The following is a 19,673-nucleotide window of genomic DNA, read 5'->3' on the forward strand; positions in this document are numbered from 1 at the left end:
AAACTGATATGGCATCACACGCGCATCATTCTGACGAATTTGACCCAACGGCCGATATTCCGAAGCCGCAGACCAAGGTCATCTGGAAGACGTTCTTTATTCTTGTTGCGATAACCGCAGTTGAATTTGCCTTCGCTTTCATGATGGACCCAGGTACTTTGCGGAACGCAATTTTCATTGGATTAACCATCCTTAAAGCATTTTACATTGTAGCAGAATTCATGCACTTAAAGCATGAAACCAAAGGCCTGATCTGGGCGGTTTTGGTTCCTACAGTTTTGCTGATTTGGCTATTGGTAGCCCTATTAGTAGAAGGTACTTTCTACGGAGAGTCTGTCTTCAATTACTTTAACTAATGAGTCCAAAAAAGGCACTAGTATTGGGTACCCTGCTGTTGGTACCCGTACTAGTGTTTTTGTTTTTGAAAATGTTCGGAGTGAATAGATTTTCACTCCGAACTTATTTTCCGACCGCTGTAGATTCTACCCTGGTAGATGGGCAGTGGCGGTATGACACCACCTATCAACAGGTTCCTGACTTCCGGCTCATCTCCCAGAGCGGATCTCCGTTCACGCAGAATGATCTGGAAGGCAAGATTTACGTTGCCAACTTCTTCTACACCTCCTGTGCGGCCAACTGCAAGCAGACGAGCACGCAACTCTCCCGGGTGCAGGATGCCTTCAGACTCAAACCTGATGTGAAAATACTCACCATCTCCGTGCGTCCAGAGGAAGACAGTCCTGAGATGCTCCAGCAGTATGCCACCAGCTTCAGGGCCAATCCAGATAAATGGATCTTTCTAACGGGTGCTCCCGCAGAAATTCAGCGTTTGGCACAAGCCTATCAGTTTTCTATACAGGACTCTACAGCTTCTGGAACAAAAAGTGAGCCGAGTAAAAGCTTCTTCCTGGTAGACCAACAACGCCATGTGCGCGGCATATATGACGGTACAAACGCCGCCGATGTGGACCGATTAATCACAGAAATAAACGTACTCCTTTCTGAGTATCAACTTGACAATGGAAAACAAAGCACTAGGTAACCCTAACGACACCCGTTACCTGATTATAATTGCCATTCTTTCAGTAGTAGTACCCCTGTTGGTGGCGTTTCTGCTGTTCATGCCTCAGACCGGTAAATTAGGTGATCTGGATGTCTCGTTCCTGCCTAAGTTACACGCTGTCCTGAATTCCCTAACTGCCATTGCATTAATCATTGGATATTACCAGATCAAGAAGCAGAACCGCCGGTTACATCGTTTTGCCATGACCACGGCATTTGTACTTTCGGCCTTTTTCCTGATTTCCTATGTGACCTATCATTACCAGGCAGCACCTACGCCGTTTGGGGGAGAGGGAACCATCAAACTGATCTACTATTTCATCCTGATCACGCACATTATCCTGGCGGCCGTTATTGTACCATTGGTGCTGCTGTCGGTGTATTTTGCGGTTTCGCAGCAATTTGCCCGGCACCGGAAAGTCTCCCGCTGGACCTTCCCGTTGTGGCTGTATGTGGCCATTACCGGCGTAGTGGTGTACCTGATGATCTCGCCGTACTATAGTTGAAACTTTACTGGAGCCATGGTGTTCCTATAAGAGAGAAAGGACAAGAGAGATGAAGAAGAATGTAATTTTTTGGGTAAGTGCGCTACTGCTGGTCGTGTTCTTCACATTGCAGCCCGAAACGGTGGAGGCGCAATGTGCCATGTGTACCGCTTCGGTGGAGTCATCCAGCAATGAGTCTGGGGACAGCATTGCCAATGGGTTGAACAAAGGTATTCTCTACCTGATGGCGGTTCCGTATGTGATTGCCGGTTGCGTGGGGTTCTTCTGGTACAAGTACAGCCGTAAAAAGTAATGGGCATGTGGGCGCACATCAAAGCCGGGCTGGAGATGAAATGTCCGCGCTGTCACCAAGGCCCTATGTTTACCCATTCTGCGCTGAACCTGCGCAAATTTGACCATATGCCGGAAAAATGTCCGGTGTGTGGTTTCCGGTATGAGATTGAACTCGGCTTTTACTGGGGAGCCATGTATATGAGCTATGGCCTCTCGGTCCTGATTGTTCTGGTAGTAGGAGTGAGTTTGTACTTCTTAGCCAATGATCCGCCTACCTGGGTGTATCTGACCACGGTGGCCACCACCGTCATTGTGTTGACGCCGCTTCTCTTCCGCTATGCCCGAGTCATGATGCTCTATTTCTTTGGGAGTGTCTCCTATGATCCTAAATACCAACGGCAATTATAAGCAACCGCTTCTGAGTGAGTTTTCTTCTTTTGCCTCTCAGATCAAACAGTAGCCTTTCTGTTTTAAGGCTTGTTTTCGTAAAATCGGCTTAAAACAAATGATTTAATCCCGCCTGCGTACTTTTTAGCGTACTGGCGGGATTTTTGTGCGTATTATGGCTAGATTCGTAAAAAAACAGAATTGAAGTACAGGTACACGCTTCCCCTCTTTTTCTTTCTTTTATCCCTGCTCCTGGGAGGAGTGGCTGCTTTTCTGCAGGTGAGTGTCCAACGTGATTTGCTGGAGGCTCCTGAGAAGCAGATGGTGGAGGAAGTGCAGGAGCGGCTCCATGGGTTGCTGAAAAAGTCCCGCCAGGAAATGGAACTGGTGACCGCTGACTTACCCCTGGATTCTGCCTTCTTTTCAGAAAACCTGCCCAAAACGACTACCCCTCTTTTCGTCTATAAACAGAACAAGCTGGTCTTCTGGTCAGAGCATTCTCTGCGCCCGGAGCTTGAGCCCCGCTACCTGACGAAGATGCAGCAGGTGGTGGAGAACCGATTCGGGCGTTTTGTGGTCCTGCGCCATCAGCCTAGCCCTGAGTACTCCGTGCTGGCCGTGGTGCCGCTGGAGGTGAAGTACGGCATCAACAATGCTTATCTGCGCAGCGGGCTTAATCCGGAGATTTTCGAAGACCACGTGGCCACCGTGCAGTTGGAGGGCGGTAACGGAGCTATCCCCATCGCGGATGAGAACGGGAATTACCTTTTCTCGCTTCGGGTACTGGAACCGGGGCAATGGCTGCACGCCGACAAATTCACTTTATCGCTTTACTTGCTTTCCTTTCTGTCCGCAGTGGTGGCGCTGGTGACCTTGTACCAAAGACTGAGACGCAATGGGCGAGTGGCAACTGCCTTGTGGACGGTGCTGCTGGGTTTGTTGTTCGTGAGGGCGGTGATGTTGCTGTCCCGGTTCCCGAGCAACGTGCAGGAACTGGAGCTGTTTAGTCCGCGCGTGTATGCGGCTTCGTGGTGGTCGCCTTCATTGGGAGATTTGCTGCTGAATGAGATCTGCTTTCTGGTGATGGCGTTGCTGGTGTATCGGTTCTCCAGGCCGCTGCGTTTTACGTCTGTTTTCTACAAAACAACCCAAAAGAAGCTATGGAGCTGTATTGTGATTGGCGTCATCATCACGGTGCTGATCATCAGTTGGTACGAAACCTACCGCAGCCTTTTCATTAATTCCCAACCGCACCTGGACATCACCCAGAATATCCAGATAGGGGTGGAGAAACTCTTGCTGTACCTGGTGATGATTCTGCATACGCTGGCCATGAGCTGGATTCTGCGCCTGTTGCTGAATGCGTTGCCTTTCACGGCTCAGGGAAAATTGCCCTTTGCTTATTCCTGGATGACGGTGCTGGTACTGGCTCTGGGCTGGGCTTTCTGGCGCGATGCACCCAGCGGGAACTGGGTAGTGTTGTTTGCCAGCGCCGCCTTAGTGGGTTGGGAACAGCTTCACCGCAACCTGGGGCAGCGGGCGGGCATTTACTCCAGTATTTTCATGCTGAATATCCTGAGCGCCAGCTTGGGGGCCGCCGCGCTGTATGACCTGTACACCGTGCAGCTCAGGAGCGACAAGCAACGTCTGGCTTCCCAGTTGCTCAAAGACCGCGATGACCTCACGGAATACCTGTTGGCCCAGGCCGCCGATGACATCAGCCAGGATTTCTTGATTCAGCAGGTTTTCAACTCTCCGTGGGGCAAACTGAACACCGTGGAGCAGAAAATCCTCCGGCATCATCTGCGCGCCATCACGGAGAACTACGCGGTGACGGTGCGCATCTTTGACTTTACCGGTGAAAGCTTCAATGATTTAGACAGTCTTTCTACCCTGGAAGCTTATGCCCAGCGATGGGGGCCTCGTTCCAAAAGCACCAACCAGCGGGGACAGTTGTTGGTGGCCTCTGAGCCAGACCCCGGCAAATTCATGTACCTGCAGGAGATCAAGATACCGGTGGCGTTTGAGCAGTGGGTGACGGTGGTGCTGGAGGTAAGCCCCAAGCTGACGGCTCCCAACAGCGTGCTACCTGAACTACTCGTAGAACGGAAAACCACTCCGGTCAATACCATTCCGTCTAGTAGCTATGCCCTGCGCAAAGGCAACCGCTGGCTTAAGACCGAAGGCTATTTTGAATACGGCCAGCATTTTTCGCCGCGTCTGTTTGATATTCCGCAGTTGTACACCCAGGGCCTGTCCCTCGCCGATTACCACCACCAGGGAGCGCGCGCCAACAACGGCACGGTAGCCTTGGTCAGTACGCCATCGTACGGAGCGGGGTCCTGGTTATCGAACTTCTCTTTCCTGTTTTTGCTGCATACGTTCTCGCTTTTCTCGTTGCTGCTGCTGGTGATGCTGTACCGGGGCCACCTGATCGAGTCCATTCTCTCCACCTTCGGGACTAAGATTCAGCTTTTCCTGAATTTGGGCGTGTTGGTGCCGCTGGTGTTGGTGAGCATTACCATCGGGAGCTTGGTGACCGATTCGTACCGGCAGGATCTGATCAGGGGCTACACTGACCAGGGCGAGTTCGTGCGGCAAAACATCCTGACCAGCAACTGGGGAGCCAACCTATTCAAAGGCCGCCCAGATTCGCTTTCGCGCCGGATCAACCGTCTGGCGGTGGTGGCCCAGGCCGAGCTCAACATCTATAACGCCGATGGCCAACTGCGGCTCTCCAGCCAACCCGCCTTGTTTGAGGCCGGGGTGCTCTCTACCAGACTCAATCCGCAGGCGTTTGAGGCGCTCAAGGAACAGGGGCTCAACCGAATTCTGCTGGAGGAAAAGGCCGGTACCCTGCCGTACAGTACCATTTACGTTCCCTTGCGTGTGAGCCCAAACACTCCACCTAAAGGGTATTTAGCCATTCCGTTCTTTGATTCAGAGAAAGAGTTGAACAACAAGCTCATCCAGCTGATCACCACCATCCTGAATATCTTTTCGGTGCTTTTCCTGTTGTTCGTCTTGATGAGTTACATGGCCACCCGCGCCTTAACGGTGCCTTTGCAACTCTTAACCGAGCGCCTGAAGAGAACTTCGCTCACGGGCAACAATGAGAAACTGGTGTACCAGTCCCGCGATGAAATTGGCTTGCTGGTGCATGAGTACAACCAGATGCTGCAGAAACTGGAGGAAAGCAAGCAGGAACTGACTCTGCGCGAAAAAGAAGCGGCCTGGAAGGAAATGGCCCGGCAGGTGGCCCACGAGATCAAGAACCCACTTACACCCATGAAGCTTTCTCTGCAGTACCTCCGCAAAGCCATGCAGGACGGGCGTAGTAATCTGGAGGAACTGGTGGAGAAAATCTCCAATACCATGATCACCCAGATTGATGTACTAAGCGATATTGCCACCTCGTTCTCCAATTTCACGGCCATGCCGGAACTGAAACTAGAGATTCTGGAGTTGAACAGCTTGATACGCAGAACCACTGATTTGCACCTCAATCCGCAGCAGCACCGGGTAGACGTCCTTTTGCCAGAGGAAACTGTGTATGTGAAAGCCGATGAAAACCAACTCATCCGGATTTTCAATAACCTGTTGCTAAACGCCCTGCAAGCCGTGCCCTCTGCGCAAACTCCTGAGATAAAAGTGACCCTGCAACTGGACGGTACGCCGTGGGCGCTGGTGAGCATTCAGGACAACGGAACGGGGATTCCCGCGGATGTCCAGCCCAAGATCTTTATTCCCAACTTCAGTACCAAATACTCCGGCTCCGGCATCGGGCTGGCCGTGGTGAAGAAAGGCGTGGAGGCGATTGGCGGTTCCATTTGGTTTGAGACGCAGGAGAATGTAGGAACTACCTTTTTCCTGAAACTGCCGGTAGTGCCCTCATGAGGTACTGGGGCTTCATATTTATTTTTCTAGGGGTTCTTCTTTGGTCAGGGCAGACCCGGGGGCAAGGCTTGTCGAACCGCCGTTGCCAGTGGGTGAAGCTGCAGCCCGGTCCCTTCCAGCTGGATTCCCTCACCATTGCTGAAAATACCATTGAAATCCTGGATCGGCGGCAAATACGCCAGCCGTTGAGCTTTCACTATGATCCGGTGACTAATCTGTTTCAGTTCATTGGTGTGCCGGAGCCCGCACCTGCGCCCACCTTACAGCCTGATAGCCTGGTGCGGGACAGCACCGGCGCGTTTTCGCCCTATTTTCGTAAAAGCACGCCTAAAACAGATTCGGTGCTGGTCTGCTACCGGGTACTGCCGCTCAACGTGGCTTCGCCTAGTTTCAAGCGCGACATTCGTACCTGGGATTCCACCTCGTTTGAACGTTCTTACGTCCTGAACCCGGTGGCTCCGCGCGAGGAGCTTTTCAAAACGCCGGGCCTGAACAAAACCGGCAGCATCTCGCGCGGGGTATCGGTGGGGAATGCCCAGAACGTCTTCGTGAACTCGGCCTTGAACCTACAGCTGGAGGGAAAACTGACCGATGAGATCAACATCACCGCTTCCATCACCGACCAGAACATTCCCTTTCAGCCCGAAGGGAATACCCAGCAGTTGCAGGAGTTTGACCGGGTTTTTATCACCCTGCAACACCGGCTCTGGACAGTCACCGGCGGCGACGTGGTCCTGCGCAACCGGCCGGCGTCGCATTTCCTGAAATTCTATAAAAACGTGCAGGGCGGGGCGCTGGAAGTGAACCGAGGGAAGCCCGGCTGGGAAAGTGCCACCTCCATTGCGGCCTCGGTGGCCAAGGGGAAATTTGCTTCGGAAACCATTTCGCCCCTGGAGAGTGTGCAGGGGCCTTACCGCCTGCGCGGACCCAACGGCGAGCGCTACATCATTGTGCTGGCCAACTCAGAACGTGTTTACCTGGACGGCAAGCTGCTCACGCGTGGCTTTGACTACGACTACGTCATTGACTACAACCAGGCGGAGATCACGTTCACGCCCAAGTGGATTATCACCCGCAACTCCCGCATCAGGGTAGATTTTGAGTACTCAGACCAGAACTACACCCGCAGCGTGGTACATGCCAGCCATTACCAGAAAATGGGCAAATTCAACGTGTACGGCAACTTCTACAACGAGGCAGACAACCCCAACAATCCGCTTACGCTCTCGCTGAGCACCGATGAAAGACGCCTGCTTTCGCAGATCGGGGATGATCCGGCTCTGGCGGTGGCTCCCAGCGGTGACTCGGTGCGCTTTGACCGAAACCAGGTCTTGTACCTCCGGAAAGACACCGTCACCACCAGCGGCAGCACGTTCAGTATTTATGAATATTCCACCGACTCTACGCGGGCCTACTATGCGGTCAGCTTTACCGAGGTAGCCACCGGCGGGAATTACGTTCTGCAGAACACCACCGTGAACGGGCGGGTCTACCAGTGGGTGGAGCCGGTGAACGGCGTGCCCCAGGGCCGCTATGAACCCATCCGGATTCTGCCCACGCCCATCCAGAAACAGATGATGACCCTAGGCGGAAGCTGGACGCTGGACGAGAAAACCAACGTCTTTCTGGAAGTAGCGGGCTCTAAAAACGACCTCAACCGCTATTCCAATGTGGATTCCGGCGATGACCAGGGCAAGGGCATCCGGGTGGGCTACCAGCTGAACGACCGCCCGATTAAATTCCTAGGCGACTACAAGCTGCGGAGCGCCATGACCTATGAGTACACAGATCCCAACTTCTCGCCCATAGACCGCTACCGCGATGTAGAGTTTGACCGGGACTGGAGCAGCCCTACCAACACCACCTCAGCAAGGCAGTCCAGGATTCAGGACCACATTTTCACCTTCGCCGTCGGCGGAACCAAAGATGCCCAACATTTCATCAATTATCGCGTGAGCCGCCGCTACCGCCCCACCGAGGTAGATGGCATCCAGCACTACCTGGAACTGGCGCAGAAAGTTCAGGCCCTGGAGCTGCGCGGAAACTTGTTCCTGCTCAAAAACGAACTCACCGAAAGCACCTCTGATTGGGTGCGCGGCGAAGTGGGCGTGCAGTACCGGACCCGCTTCTTCACGCCCGGCTACGTCTACCGTTTTGACAAGAACCGCATCACCTCTAAGCTGAATGAAACGCTGGTAGGGTCCGCGAATTACTTTGACGACCACCTGTTCTACCTGGAAAGCCGCGATACCGCCCGGGTCAAGTACCGCGCTGAGTATAGCCGCCGGGTGGATTTTACGCCCGAAAACGGAGAAATGGGCAATAAACAGGTGGCCAACACCTTTAACGTCAGTACCAGTGCGCTCATCAGGAAAACGCAGCAGCTCACGGCGGTGATCACGCTGCGCAAGTTGCAGGCCAAAGACAGCCTCACGGAAACTACCGTCCTGTCCAAGATCAACTGGAACGGCGATTTCCTGGACCGGCACCTGCGTTCTGAGATGACGTACGCCATTGGCAACGGCCGCGAGCTGAAACGTGAATACCGGTTCGTGGAAACCGTGCCGGGGCAGGGGACCCACTATTTCGAGGATCTGAACCAGGACGGGCGGCAAGACCTGAACGAGTTTTTTGAGTCGCAGGAATCTGATCCGCCGTACCGGCGCAACTTCATCAAGGTGTTCATCGCCACCGATGAATACGTGCTGGCCTACACCAACACCTTCACGTATCGCCTGAACAGCAGCCTGCCGCGGGCCTGGCAAAACGCCGAGACCAAGTGGAAACGGATTGCTTCCAAGTTTTCGGCTCTCTCCTTCGTGACCATAGACAAGCGCATCACTGAGGATGATCTGGGCAGCCGCCTGAATCCGTTCAGTCTGAATTTCGCCGATTCCACTTTGCTTTCGCTCACGCGGTCTTACCGGAACACGCTGTATTTTAACCGGAGCAATCCCAAATACGGCGTAGAGTGGACGGTGCAGCAGGGGCTACAGAAAACGCTGCTCACCAACGGTACCGATGTCCGGAACAACGCCAGCCAGCAGGTGCTGGTGCGGGTGAATCTTACTGAGGTCTTCTCCAGCCAGTTGAACGTGACCCGCTCCAAACGCGAAAGCGCCTCCAATTACCTCTCCACCAAAAACTTCCTGATCAGGTCCTGGGAAGCCATGCCCGAGCTCTCGTACCAACCCAATCCCACTATCCGGTTCACGGGTACCTACCAGTGGATGAACAAGGAAAATGAGCAGGACGCGCAGGAAAAGGCCCTGTTTCATGAATTGGGCGCCGAAACACGTTTAAGCCAGGTGGGCAAGCGGACGGTGACCGGCATCATGAAATACATCAACATCAAGTACACCGGCCTGGACACCTCTCCGGTGGCCTATGAAATGCTGAACGGCTTCAGGGCCGGCAACAACCTCACCTGGAACCTAGCCCTGCAGCAGCGCCTCAGCAGCGGCCTCAACATCACCGTGGACTATGACGGTCGCAAACCGCAAGGCGTACGCACCATCCACACCGGCCGCATGCAGGTATCGGTGCTGTTTTAGTGAGTGGAGTTCTGGATTGTCCCTCTTGTTTCGGGGCCGTTTTCCAGAAAACAGGGCAGAAACGGGGAAGACACTCGCAGGAGCTGCGCACGCTACGAGGTCAAAAGAAGAGTTCTGAATTCTGAGTCTTGAGTTCTGAGTCTAACTAAATGAAAGCAACTGGCGCGAGACTTCAGTCTCGTGACAAAGGATGATGCGAGTCTCCAGACTCGCCGGGAATCACCAGCAAGATTTTACGATGACGCGGGTTTATATCCGGGGCCGGTAGAATCCCATAAAGCCCGGTTTCGCTGCTACCGCAGCGAGGGAGTCGGAGACTCCCAGCATCAGAAGGCACGAGTCTGGAGACTCGCGCCAGGGTATCGCTTAAGATGCTTTATTTCTTTTGATTTATGTGGTGGTGTAATGCCGCCGGAGCCAGGCACTGATGCCGCTGAGGCCGGGGAAGAGCACCCGCTCGGTGATGTTGGCCTGGTCCAGTTTGTCTCTGATCTCCCATTTCAGTTTAGCCGGAATAATGAGGCGGTAGTACAGGTCCGGGTGATCTTGCAGCCACTCGCAGAGCATGGCATCTGGGGTGGACATCATGGAGAAAAGCGCGTACTGGTGCACAATGCGCTCATCCAGGGAGGGAGGCTCCATGAACAGCACAAACGGCTTCTCCTGAAATTCGCTTAGGCTGTTGAGAGAAGTGGCCACCGGCTCTAGCACTTCGGGCGTGAACACGTTGGAGCCTTCCTTCCGGATGACTTTTTGCAGCACCTCGGGGAGGTAATCAGTGGATTTGACGTAGTTCACGCACCAGATCACGCCATCCTCATGGAAGTTGTTGAGGTCTGAGGTGGCGAAATGCAGCGCCACGTATGGCGAGTAGGTCCAGTCCATGAGGCGGGTGGGGAGCCCGTGGTGTTGGGCCACGGCCAGCCAGTTCCAGAAAGACTCGCCAATCTCCATGGTGCCGCCCATGCTTCCCCGCGAATATTTGCGAAAGTTGCGGAGCAGATGCGGTTCCAGTTTGGGGAAGTCGCCGCCAATGCGCATGAGGCTGGTCTTGAGGTTGTAGCCTTTGTTCCATAAACCTCTGAAGACGTAGGGCGATCGGTACCGGTTCAGTTTGTCATCCCAGGAATCCCGAAAAAGTTCTCGCTGCAATTCTTCCCAGGTCTCCACGCGTAAGTCATTGGCCATGGCCAACGAAGTAGATGAATCTTCTGCACTCATGTCGTTTTCTACGATGGAGAAGGCCATAGGAGTTCTGGTGGGGAAACAGATTACGGGTTAATTCAGGAGTTTAGGTAGTAATACGAAAAAAGGGGGGCGGTTTGTTTACCCTGCTGCAAATGAGCTAAATCAAGAGTGTGTTTTGAGGGCGTTTCCGGGAAAAAGAGCTTAAAACAGAAGAGCAGACTACCGGTCTGCTCTTCTGTTTTGCTGCTAATAATGGGAACCCATCATGAGGTAATTCTGGACGTAGTCTTGAATGCCTTCCTCCAGCGTATGGAACGGTTGGTCATAGCCAATGCTGCGGAGTTTGGCCATGTTGGCCTGGGTGTAGTACTGGTATTTGTCCCGGATGTCCTCCGGCGTGTCTTTAAAATCGATGTTGATGTCCGCGCCCATGGCGGTGAAGGTGTTGAAGGCCAGGTCCAGGAACGTGCGGGCCTCGCCGCTGCCCAGGTTGTAAATGCCCGAGTTCTTGCGGTGGTGCATAAGCCAGTAGAGCACGTCTACCACGTCTTTCACGTACACGAAATCGCGCATCTGCTTGCCGTCTTCGTAGTCGGGGTTGTGGGAGCGGAACAAAGTGAGCCGGCCGTTGTCTTTGATGGAGTTGAAGGCATGCATCACTACGGAGCCCATGCGGCCTTTGTGGTACTCATTGGGGCCGTACACGTTGAAGAACTTGAGCCCCACCCAGAAGAATGGCTTGGCGGTTTGCTCCAGCGCCCATTTATCAAATTCGTTTTTGGAATCGCCGTAGGCATTGAGCGGACGGAGCAGGGAGATGATGGATTCGTCATCGTCATAGCCCAGCGTGCCGGAACCGTACGTCGCCGCCGAGGAAGCGTACACCAGCGGGATCTGGTACTCGCAGCAGGCATTCCACACGTTTTTGGAGTAGTCCAGGTTCAGGAGATCAAGTACCTCCAGGTTAGTTTCAGTCGTATCGGTGCGAGCACCCAGGTGGAAGATGAACTCCACGTCCTCGTAATGCTTATCCAGCCAGGTGAAGAAATCGTGGCGGTCTACAAACTCCTTTATTTTTTTCCCTTCTACGTTGGGCAGCTTTTTCGCCACAGAAAAGTTGTCTACCACCACTATGTCATTGAAATTGGCGGCATTGAGACGGGAAACAAGGCAGCTGGCAATGAATCCGGCCGCTCCGGTGACTACGATCATGGAAATTGAGGTTAAGTTCTGTGCAAAGCTACCCAAAGGTACGAAAGTTTTGCTCAGACGATTTGCCTGCGTTTTGGGCCTGTTTTCCAGAAAGTGGCCTTAAAATAACTTTAAACGGAAGCCGCAGCTTTGTTTTTAGCCTGTTTTCCGGAAAAGGCACGTAAAACAGCCACGCAAGGGGAGGGGAGCAGACGTTTCGGCTTTGCCTAAATCCTGTATCTTTGGCCGTATTTTATGGTAAAGCTATTCTCGGTGACAAAAACAGGTGCTTCAGGATTGGGTTCTACGTTTCGCTTCTGGCTGGGCTTCATCTGCCTCCTCAGCTTTTGGGCCTGTGAGTCTAAAAAAACATCGGCTCCGGCTTCCTCGGCGTTCCGGACCGTTACCGATGATCTGGGCCGAACTGTCAACCTACCGGTGCTGCCGAAACGCGTGATGGCCCTGACGCCTTCCCTGACCGAGATGCTTTTCGCCGTCGCGGATACCGCTTCCATCATCGCCCGTACCCAGAACTGCGATTTTCCGGCTGCGGCGCTCACCAAACCGGTGCTCAACAACTACCCCATGGATTATGAGCGCCTCCTGGCCCTGAAACCCGACGTTGTTTTTGCCACAGATGGTATTATCTCCATGGAAGTTGCCGCACAGGTGCAGAAATTGGGCATTCCCATTTACTTCCAGACCTATGACAGCGTAGCCGATATCATCCGGGGCATCCGGAGCCTGGGCGTTCTCCTGCACCGTGAGACCCAAGCCAATGCCGTGGCCGATTCCCTGCAAACCCAGCTGAACCAGTTGGCCGCTGATACCGCTGGCCCAAACCGTCCCCGCGTGCTGGCCATTACCTGGCAAGACCCCATTTACGTGTACGGCCGCAACACTGTCTTCTCTGACAAACTGCGGTATGCCGGTGGGCAGAACGCCGTTACTGAGGTTTTCGCGCAGCCGTACCCCGCCCTCACCCGGGAATATATCCTGAAAATGAACCCCGAGGTCATCATCGGGAGCGATTTCGCCAAGATGGAGAAGACGTTTTTCTCGCTTTACCCAGAACTGCGCCGCATCAAAGCGTATCAGAACAAACGGATCTATCAGGTGACCGATGATCTGATGTCCCGCCCCAGTCCGCGCGTGGTGGAAGGCATTGCTGAGCTTAAAGCCGTTCTCCGGTGAAAAAAGCCTTCGTCCTGCTATTACTGCTGTTGCTGCTTTTAACCCTGGGGTTTCTCCTGGGGCTGAAGATAGGAAGTCTGCCCACTTCTTACGCGACCGTTTTTGCGGCCCTTTTTGAATATGATGCCCAAAACGCCACCCATTACAGCATTGTGAACTTGCGCTTGCCCCGGCTGCTGCTGGCATTCCTAACGGGTGCTTCGCTGGCTTTTTCGGGGTACCTCATGCAGGCCCTGGTGAACAACGCTTTAGCGGATCCTTTTCTACTTGGCACGGCCTCGGGCGCTTCTCTGGGGGCCTCGTTCAGTTTCTTCCTCTTCGCCGATCTCACCTTGATGGGCTTGTACCTGCCGCCGTTTTTCGCGCTGCTGGGTTCTTTCGCCGTGACGTTGGTGGTGGTACTGCTGGGTTCGCGGCGCGGACAGTTGATTCCCAGCCAGATGTTGCTGGTGGGCGTGGCGCTCAGTTCTTTGCTCACTGCCCTGGTGAGCTTGCTCATGTTTCTCTCTGACTCCGAAAGCCAGTTAAAGTCGGTGGTGTTCTGGAGCATGGGCGGGTTTGAGAAAGCCGATTGGGCTACCCTGGGCTATCCGGCCGTGGCGCTGGCCAGCGGATTGGTTTTGTTTTTCTTTTTGCAGCGGCATCTGAGTGTGCTGCTGTTGGGCGCGGAACGCGCCGAGACGTTGGGAGTAGACGTTCGGTTTATCCGGTGGGTGATGCTGGTGACGGTGTCGGTGGTGACGGGATTTGCGGTGGCCTTCTCGGGGCCGGTGGGGTTTGTGGGGCTCATGGTGCCGCACCTCACGCGCGCCCTGCTGGGAACCACCAACCGGTTCAACTTACTGGCCTGTGCCCTGGCCGGCGGATTGTTTCTGGTGGTTTGTGATTTGATTTCCAGATGGATTTATCCGCCGGCCGGTATGCCGGTTGGTATCGTGACATCGTTCTTTGGTGTGCCTTTCTTCGTATATTTGCTGCGAAGAAAGAACTACCGATTCAGTTAATGGTATACGTAAGCAGATTAGAGCATTTCAATGCGGCGCACAAGCTGCATAACCCCAATTGGTCGCTGGCTAAAAACAAGGAAGTTTTTGGGCCCTGCGCAAATACCAACTGGCACGGACATAACTATGAACTGATTGTAACGGTGAAGGGCAAGCCAGATCCTGATACCGGTTTCGTGATCGATCTCAAGAAATTGAGCACGCTTATCCGGGAGCACATCATCAAGAAAGTAGACCACAAGAACCTCAACATGGATGTCGCCTTCATGGAAGGCAAACTGGCCAGCACAGAAAACCTGGTCATGGAGTTTTGGAACATCCTAAACCCCCTCATTCCTCGTATATCAGGAGCACAGCTGCACAGCCTGAAGCTATATGAGACCCCCCGTAACTTTGTGGAATATTTTGGCGAGTAGAGTTCTAGTAAACCTGTAACAAAAGAAAACAAGGCAAGATAATTTATTTAAAGCTTACAATATAAGTTGATTGAATGCGTTCTGGCACAAACATTGTGTGAAGGGGTACCATCGGCTTTTCATTGTAAGAGCCCTGTTACTTCAGCACCCATTCAATGAAATATTACATTATTGCCGGAGAACGCTCTGGAGACCTGCACGCCTCCAACCTAATCAAGCAGCTGCACCTACAGGATCCTGAGGCCCACATCCGCTGCTGGGGCGGCGACATGATGGAAGCGGCCGGGGCAGAATTGGTCAAGCACTACCAGGAAATGGCCTTCATGGGTTTTCTGGAAGCCGCCAAGAACCTGTTCAAAATCAAGCGTTTTCTGAAAGAGTGCCAGGACGATCTGTTGGCGTATAAACCCGATGTGGTGATTTTGGTAGACTACGCCGGGTTCAACATGCGCATCGCTAAGGTCGCGAAGGAACACGGGCTCAAAGTCTTCTACTACATTTCCCCAAAAATCTGGGCTTGGAATCAGGGGCGCGTGCATACCATCAAAAAGCTGGTGGACAAGATGTTCGTCATCATGCCCTTCGAGAAAGACTTCTACCAGAAGTTTGACTACAAAACCGACTATATTGGCAATCCGGTGTCAGATGCGGTGTCGGCCCACCAACTCAACCCCAATTTCCGGCAAGACAATGAACTGGATGACCGGCCGATCATAGCCGTGTTGCCCGGCAGCCGCCAACAAGAGATAGAGAACATCCTCTATATCATGCTCAGCATTCTGCCGCCTTTCCAGGATTACCAGTTTGTGGTGGCCGCGGTGAGTAATTTCTCCAAAGAGTACTACGAGCACTTCAACCGGAAGCCGTTCATCAAGATTGTCTACGACCAAACGTATGACATCCTGGCCAACGCCGAGGCCGCTTTGGTGACTTCTGGTACGGCCACGCTGGAAACAGCCATGTTTAACGTGCCGCAAGTGGTTTGCTATAGAACCAGCGCCGTTTCTTACTGGATTGGCCGCGCCGTGATCAAAGTGCCGTTTATCTCCCTGGTAAACCTGATTGCCGGCAAGAAGATTGTCCCGGAACTGATCCAGGGCGACATGAACGCGCAGAACCTGGTGAAAGAACTGAAAAATATTTTACAGAACCCCGCAGGCAGAAACGCCCAGCTGGACGGGTACAAGCGGGTGCGGGAACTGATCGGGGATTTTAACACGTCTGAAACCGCCGCCAAGCTGATGGTGCAGTACCTGCGCGAGGACAAAGGAGCCCCGGCCACCAACAAGCCCTTGCAGAACGTCGCCTTTTAAGGCTTCTTTTTAAAAAGTAGCCCCTAAACGGAATATCTCTAAAAGCGAAGGCCTCCCTTACCAAATGTAGGGGAGGCCTTCGCTTTTATGGTTTCTTGAAAGAGGCTAAGCTACTTTCAGTTTCTTAATCGCAGATTTCTCAAATTTCTCCCGGGCGTATTCCAGGGTGATCACCAAATCAGTGGTGCCGTCCTGCTCTTCAGACGGAAGGTCAAACATAGCATCGGTCATGATGCCTTCGCAGATGGAACGGAGACCACGGGCGCCCAGTTTGTACTCGGCGGCTTTCTCCACGATGTACTCCAGCGTGTCCTCGGCAAACTCCAGGTTGATGTTCTCCATCTCAAACAGGCGCTTGTACTGTTTCACCAGCGAGTTCTTGGGTTCGGTGAGAATCAGGCGGAGGGTTTCGCTGTCCAGTGGGTTCAGGTGCGTCACTACCGGCAGACGGCCAATCAGCTCAGGAATCAAACCGAAAGATTTCAGGTCCTGGGAGGTGATGTAGCGCAGGAAGTTCTCGGTGTCCACTTTCTCGTCCAGATTGGTAGAGGAGAAACCGATGGGTTTGGTGTTCAGACGGCTCTTGATGAGGCGGTCAATGCCTACAAAGGCGCCACCGCAAATGAAAAGAATGTTCTCGGTGTTCACGGAGATCATTTTTTGCTCGGGGTGCTTACGCCCGCCCTGCGGTGGCACGTTCACCGATGTTCCCTCCAGGAGCTTCAATAACGCCTGCTGTACGCCTTCGCCGCTCACATCACGCGTGATGGACGGGTTGTCGCTTTTACGGGCGATTTTGTCAATCTCGTCAATATACACGATGCCGCGCTCGGCCGCTTCCACGTTGTAGTCGGCAGCTTGTAATAAACGGGTCAAAATGCTTTCCACGTCTTCGCCTACGTATCCGGCCTCCGTCAGCACGGTGGCATCAGCGATGCAGAACGGAACCTGCAGCACGCCGGCCAGCATACGGGCCAGGAAGGTTTTACCGGTACCGGTTTCGCCCACCATGATGATGTTGGATTTCTCGATCACCACATCATCGGTTTTCGGTTTCTGCATGAGGCGCTTGTAGTGGTTGTAGACCGCTACAGACATGACCTTTTTCGCTTCGTCCTGTCCAACCACAAACTGATCAAGGTAGGTTTTCATTTCCCGGGGTTTGATCAGGTTGAATTTAGGTGCGCGGTTGGTGGCACGTAACCTATTCTCCTCATTTAAAATCTGTTGCGCCTGTCCAATGCAGCGCTCACAAATGTGTGCGTTGATGCCTGAGATCATCACAGACACCTCTTTCTTGTTTTTTCCGCAAAAGGAGCACGTAATTTCTGCCATATACCGAAGAGTGGGATGTACTTTTCCGTCCCTAAGATGGGGCGGTTACGACAAAGTTACAAAATTGGTTAGGCACTACGCCAAAATATTTTTGCACAAGGCTATGAACAGCTGCTCTGAAGTGGTTGGAAGCGAGAGAATTATAAAATATAGCCTATTTTGTATCTGATTGAAGCAGAACCTGCTGGATGGTACTTCTACGGACGCGAGCTCCTAAACTTCCTTCAAAAAAAATTAAGCGGCGGTGCTGAAAGCGAACCTCCAATGTCCTTCTCTTTGAACTTGAGGCAACTAGAGCGGTCTGATGGCGGGCTGCAGGGCAGAGACAAAAGGCGCTGAATTCTTGTACACGTAGCCGCGGGGAGGTATGTTTGGGAACAACAGATCCTTACCCCCAACCTTACCGCTCTATGAAAAAACACAGACCTTGTTTGTTCCTCCTCTTACTATGGCTGTTTACCTTCCAACTACAGGCCCAACCCACTGCCCCGGCCTGGATCAGAATCAACCAGATGGGCTACGCGCCCGCCGGCGTGAAAGTAGCCGTTTGGGCCACCAAAAGCCCTGAGGCAACCATAAGCCGCTTTGAGCTGGTAGAAGCCAAAAGCGGAAAAACCGTTCTGAAAAAAAACGCTGGCCAAGGCTTTGGGGCCTATGGTCCGTTCACGCAAACGTACCGGCTAGATTTCTCAGACTTCTCTAAACCGGGCAACTATTACCTCCGGGTAGGGCCGGTGCGCTCCCCGGAATTCAAAATCTCGGAGGTTGCTTACAAAGGGGCCGCTGATTTTGCGCTGCGCTACCTGCGGCAACAGCGCAGCAATTTCAACCCGTACCTCAAAGACTCCTGCCATACCCATGATGGATACACCGTTTACGGACCCATGCCTCAGCACACGCGGATAGATGTATCGGGTGGTTGGCATGACGCCAGCGATTACCTGCAGTATTCCACCACCTCGGCCAATGCCACGTACCATTTGTTGGCCGCTTACCGCGAATTCTCCGGCGTCTTCACTGATCAACATGCGGCCAATGGCCTGGCAGGGCAAAACGGCGTGGCCGATGTGCTGGACGAAGCCAAGTGGGGTCTGGACTGGCTCCTGAAAATGCACCCGCGCCCCGATTGGATGTTCAACCAGATAGCTGATGACCGTGACCATGCCGGCTACCGTTTGCCCACCAAAGATTCCGTGGATTACGGTTTCGGGAAAGGCACGGGGCGGCCGGTCTATTTCCTGACGGGCGAGCCGCAAGGGTTGGGGAAATTCAAGAATAAAGCTACCGGCACCGCCTCAACGGCTGGGAAGTTTGCGAGCGCATTTGCCTTGGCGGCCCAGATTTACCAACCCGTAGACAAAGCGCTGGCCCAAACGTTCCGGACCCGATCTTTGTCAGCTTATAACTATGGCCTTGAGAAACCAGGAGTGGGGCAGACGGCATCGGTGAAAGCACCTTACATCTACGCCGAGGGAAACTGGGTAGATGACATGCAGCTGGGCGCCGCCGCTTTGTACCAACTCACCAATGACCGTAAATACTTTGAGCAGGCGTTTCAGTACGGGCAGCAGGAGAAAGTGACCCCCTGGCTGGGCGCTGATACCGCCAATCATTATGAGTGGTACCCTTTCCACAACTTCGGGCATTATGAACTGGCCCAGAAAGCCGATGCTACCTCAAAAGCCGCTCTCATCAGTTACTACAAAGACGGAATTGACCGGGTTTGGCAGAAATCCAAAGGAAACGCTTTTTACCGGGGCATCCCATTCATCTGGTGCTCCAACAACCTGACTACTTCCTTCGCCATCCAGTGCTACCTTTACCGCCAGCTCAGCGGTGACCAGACCTACGCCCCGCTGGAGCAGGCCTGCTTTGACTGGCTGTTCGGGCTCAATCCATGGGGCACCAGTATGGTGTATGGCTTGCCCGCCCACGGTGACACCCCGGTAGATACACACTCGTCTTTCACGGTGCTGCACAATTATTCGCTAGACGGCGGGTTAGTAGACGGACCCGTGTACGGCAGCATCTTCGGGAGCCTAATTGGGTTGAGTTTGCGGGAAGCCGATGAATACGCCGAGTTTCAGTCGCGCCTGGCCGTGTACCATGACGATGCCTCTGACTATAGCACCAATGAGCCCACCATGGACGGTACCGCTTCTTTGGTCTATCTCCTGGCCGCGAAAGAACATGAGTCGGCGCAGCCGCTGAAGGCAAAGAAGAACAAAGGCAAGTAAGGCTTAGAAGTTGTGAATCAGGTTCCTGTTTAGGGGCCTTTTTTCTGAAAAGGGGCCCAAAACGGATTTCCCCATCAACAAGAAAGCCCGCTCATGAGCGGGCTTTCTTGTTGATG

Annotated in this window: 15 protein-coding genes; 12 read left to right on the forward strand and 3 right to left on the reverse strand. The window is 53.4% G+C overall.

The annotated features are described in order from the left end of the window. The first annotated feature begins 8 nt into the window (after window positions 1-8). The 7 genes from H7U12_RS17635 to H7U12_RS17665 all read left to right on the forward strand — a co-directional run bounded on the left by H7U12_RS17635 (window position 9) and on the right by H7U12_RS17665 (window position 9,679). The gene (locus H7U12_RS17635) at window positions 9-356 is read left to right on the forward strand and encodes a cytochrome C oxidase subunit IV family protein (protein WP_186640459.1); all 348 of its coding nucleotides are present in this window, start codon (window positions 9-11) and stop codon (window positions 354-356) included. Between the two features lie 80 nt (window positions 357-436). After that, entirely contained in the window at window positions 437-1,042 is a 606-nt protein-coding gene (locus H7U12_RS17640) for an SCO family protein (RefSeq protein ID WP_186640461.1), read from the forward strand. After that, a complete protein-coding gene (locus H7U12_RS17645) occupies window positions 1,020-1,568 on the forward strand; it encodes a DUF420 domain-containing protein (protein ID WP_186640463.1) in 549 nt (182 codons plus the stop codon). Before H7U12_RS17640 ends, H7U12_RS17645 begins: the two co-directional genes overlap by 23 nt. Window positions 1,569-1,617: 49 nt before the next feature. Continuing rightward, on the forward strand, window positions 1,618-1,860 hold the full coding sequence (locus H7U12_RS17650) for a hypothetical protein (protein WP_186640465.1): 243 nt from the start codon (window positions 1,618-1,620) through the stop codon (window positions 1,858-1,860). Window positions 1,861-1,865: 5 nt separating this feature from the next. Continuing rightward, window positions 1,866-2,249 carry a DUF983 domain-containing protein gene (locus H7U12_RS17655; RefSeq protein ID WP_241749493.1) on the forward strand — a complete coding sequence of 128 codons (384 nt, stop codon included), beginning with the start codon at window positions 1,866-1,868 and terminating at the stop codon, window positions 2,247-2,249. A gap of 180 nt (window positions 2,250-2,429) precedes the next feature. Next, complete coding sequence (locus tag H7U12_RS17660; protein WP_186640467.1) at window positions 2,430-6,125, forward strand: sensor histidine kinase; 3,696 nt, start codon at window positions 2,430-2,432, stop codon at window positions 6,123-6,125. 68 nt (window positions 6,126-6,193) lie between these two features. Beyond that, entirely contained in the window at window positions 6,194-9,679 is a 3,486-nt protein-coding gene (locus H7U12_RS17665; protein ID WP_186640469.1) for a hypothetical protein, read from the forward strand. 390 nt (window positions 9,680-10,069) lie between these two features. Here H7U12_RS17665 and H7U12_RS17670 read toward each other — a convergent pair whose 3' ends face one another. After that, window positions 10,070-10,900, reverse strand: coding sequence for an FRG domain-containing protein (locus tag H7U12_RS17670; RefSeq protein WP_241749495.1), 831 nt, complete (start codon window positions 10,898-10,900; stop codon window positions 10,070-10,072). Between the two features lie 213 nt (window positions 10,901-11,113). Beyond that, window positions 11,114-12,079, reverse strand: a complete 966-nt coding sequence (gene rfaD / locus H7U12_RS17675) for an ADP-glyceromanno-heptose 6-epimerase (RefSeq protein WP_186640471.1) — start codon at window positions 12,077-12,079, stop codon at window positions 11,114-11,116. Window positions 12,080-12,313: 234 nt separating this feature from the next. Between rfaD and H7U12_RS17680 the strand changes: the two genes are divergently transcribed. From H7U12_RS17680 to lpxB, 4 genes are all read left to right on the forward strand, one after another. Next, window positions 12,314-13,252, forward strand: a complete 939-nt coding sequence (locus H7U12_RS17680; RefSeq protein ID WP_186640473.1) for an ABC transporter substrate-binding protein — start codon at window positions 12,314-12,316, stop codon at window positions 13,250-13,252. Next, window positions 13,249-14,256 carry a FecCD family ABC transporter permease gene (locus H7U12_RS17685; RefSeq protein ID WP_186640475.1) on the forward strand — a complete coding sequence of 336 codons (1,008 nt, stop codon included), beginning with the start codon at window positions 13,249-13,251 and terminating at the stop codon, window positions 14,254-14,256. Before H7U12_RS17680 ends, H7U12_RS17685 begins: the two co-directional genes overlap by 4 nt. After that, a complete protein-coding gene (locus tag H7U12_RS17690) occupies window positions 14,256-14,672 on the forward strand; it encodes a 6-pyruvoyl trahydropterin synthase family protein (protein ID WP_062542252.1) in 417 nt (138 codons plus the stop codon). Before H7U12_RS17685 ends, H7U12_RS17690 begins: the two co-directional genes overlap by 1 nt. 155 nt (window positions 14,673-14,827) lie before the next feature. Further along, complete coding sequence (gene lpxB / locus H7U12_RS17695) at window positions 14,828-15,985, forward strand: lipid-A-disaccharide synthase (RefSeq protein WP_186640477.1); 1,158 nt, start codon at window positions 14,828-14,830, stop codon at window positions 15,983-15,985. Between the two features lie 105 nt (window positions 15,986-16,090). On the opposite strand, the gene clpX is transcribed toward lpxB, so the two are convergent. Beyond that, window positions 16,091-17,320 carry an ATP-dependent Clp protease ATP-binding subunit ClpX gene (gene clpX / locus H7U12_RS17700; protein WP_186640479.1) on the reverse strand — a complete coding sequence of 410 codons (1,230 nt, stop codon included), beginning with the start codon at window positions 17,318-17,320 and terminating at the stop codon, window positions 16,091-16,093. Between the two features lie 431 nt (window positions 17,321-17,751). Between clpX and H7U12_RS17705 the strand changes: the two genes are divergently transcribed. Then, window positions 17,752-19,557, forward strand: a complete 1,806-nt coding sequence (locus H7U12_RS17705) for a glycoside hydrolase family 9 protein (protein ID WP_241749496.1) — start codon at window positions 17,752-17,754, stop codon at window positions 19,555-19,557. The last annotated feature ends 116 nt before the right edge of the window (window positions 19,558-19,673 follow it).

The sequence above is a fragment of the Rufibacter sediminis genome (assembly GCF_014269285.1).
Classification (GTDB): domain Bacteria; phylum Bacteroidota; class Bacteroidia; order Cytophagales; family Hymenobacteraceae; genus Nibribacter; species Nibribacter sediminis.

Excerpts from the sequence above, each read along its gene's own strand:
- H7U12_RS17645 (WP_186640463.1), top strand. The coding sequence starts at position 1,020 with ATGGAAAACAAAGCACTAGGTAACCCTAACGACACCCGTTACCTGATT.
- H7U12_RS17655 (WP_241749493.1), top strand. The coding sequence starts at position 1,866 with ATGTGGGCGCACATCAAAGCCGGGCTGGAGATGAAATGTCCGCGCTGT.
- H7U12_RS17635 (WP_186640459.1), top strand. The coding sequence starts at position 9 with ATGGCATCACACGCGCATCATTCTGACGAATTTGACCCAACGGCCGAT.
- H7U12_RS17680 (WP_186640473.1), top strand. The coding sequence starts at position 12,314 with ATGGTAAAGCTATTCTCGGTGACAAAAACAGGTGCTTCAGGATTGGGT.
- H7U12_RS17650 (WP_186640465.1), top strand. The coding sequence starts at position 1,618 with ATGAAGAAGAATGTAATTTTTTGGGTAAGTGCGCTACTGCTGGTCGTG.
- lpxB (WP_186640477.1), top strand. The coding sequence starts at position 14,828 with ATGAAATATTACATTATTGCCGGAGAACGCTCTGGAGACCTGCACGCC.
- H7U12_RS17670 (WP_241749495.1), bottom strand. The coding sequence starts at position 10,900 with ATGAGTGCAGAAGATTCATCTACTTCGTTGGCCATGGCCAATGACTTA.
- rfaD (WP_186640471.1), bottom strand. The coding sequence starts at position 12,079 with ATGATCGTAGTCACCGGAGCGGCCGGATTCATTGCCAGCTGCCTTGTT.
- clpX (WP_186640479.1), bottom strand. The coding sequence starts at position 17,320 with ATGGCAGAAATTACGTGCTCCTTTTGCGGAAAAAACAAGAAAGAGGTG.
- H7U12_RS17690 (WP_062542252.1), top strand. The coding sequence starts at position 14,256 with ATGGTATACGTAAGCAGATTAGAGCATTTCAATGCGGCGCACAAGCTG.